This is a genomic window from Streptomyces sp. CO7 (genome assembly GCF_053474865.1).
In genome coordinates this window covers 382076-382961 of sequence record NZ_JBRIOU010000003.1, presented here as the reverse complement: position 1 = coordinate 382961, position 886 = coordinate 382076, and the positions used below count along the sequence as shown (strand labels likewise).

The 886-nt window shown below is 76.6% G+C and carries 2 protein-coding genes; both read right to left on the bottom strand.

What is annotated here, in order from left to right; all coding sequences use genetic code 11:
• Positions 1–54: 54 nt before the first annotated feature.
• Complete coding sequence (locus tag ACOV8S_RS11670; RefSeq protein WP_448317712.1) at positions 55–285, bottom strand: HGxxPAAW family protein; 231 nt, start codon at positions 283–285, stop codon at positions 55–57.
• A 99-nt stretch (positions 286–384) separates the two neighbouring features.
• The coding region (locus ACOV8S_RS11665; protein WP_448317711.1) for a TIGR02234 family membrane protein at positions 385–886 on the bottom strand (502 nt) is incomplete at its 5' end.

Sequence of the window (886 nt, the reverse complement as noted above, 5' to 3'; positions counted from 1 at the left end):
CCCCTGATCGGCGGTGTCGCCACGTCGACGGGGCGCTGCCGCGCCCGGCTCGGGTCAGGCGTTCTCGGCGACCTTGTGCACCGGGTGCACGTGCTCCGCCTGGCCGAGGCCCGCGCGGCGCATCAGGCCGCCGACGACGGCGCCGAGCAGCGTGAGACCGATGCCGACCCAGAAACCGACCGGCTGCGCCATCACGATGAAGACGGATGCTACGCAGAACCCGACGAAGGCGATGATGACGCCGGTCCAGGCGGCCGGGGTGTGACCGTGGTTGCTGCCCGCCATGACTTGCTCCTCGTTGACGCGTGTACGTGTGGTGAGCGGGACGCTCACGTCACATTCTTCCCCACCGGTGCCGCAGGGCGCGTCCCGGGGTGGGCGCGGTCAGGCCCCGGTGGGGTCCTCGCCGCGGTCGAGGGCCTTCCAGAGGTCCTCCGGACGCTCGGGGTCGGCGGGCGCCTGGGACGCCGCCGCGCCGGCCGCGCGCCGGGGGCGCGGGACGCCCCTGCCGCGCTCGTAGCGGGACGACATGCCCGGCCAGCTGCTGCCGCGCCACAGCGCGAGCAGCCCGGCGATCAGGATGAGCGCGCCGCCGGCCGCGGCGACGTACGGCCAGGAGGTGTGGGTCAGGCCGGTGACGGCGGCGGTGGCGTCGCCGGAGACCTTGGCCGCCTTGTCCTCGAGCGCGGCCCGGCCGGAGGCGCCGAGCAGGGCCGCGGCGACGGTGCCCGCGCCGCACAGGGCGAGCAGCGCGGCGACCAGGACGCGGCCGGCGCGGCGGACGGCGAAGACGGCGACCATCGCCGCGAGCCCCACTATCGCGAGAGCGGCGGGCGCGCCGGTGACGTCGCTGCCGGTGGCGGTCAGCGGGAAGTCGCCGCCGGCC

Bases quoted from the DNA above. Each gene is read 5' to 3' on its own strand.
- ACOV8S_RS11670 (WP_448317712.1), bottom strand. From the start codon at position 285: ATGGCGGGCAGCAACCACGGTCACACCCCGGCCGCCTGGACCGGCGTC.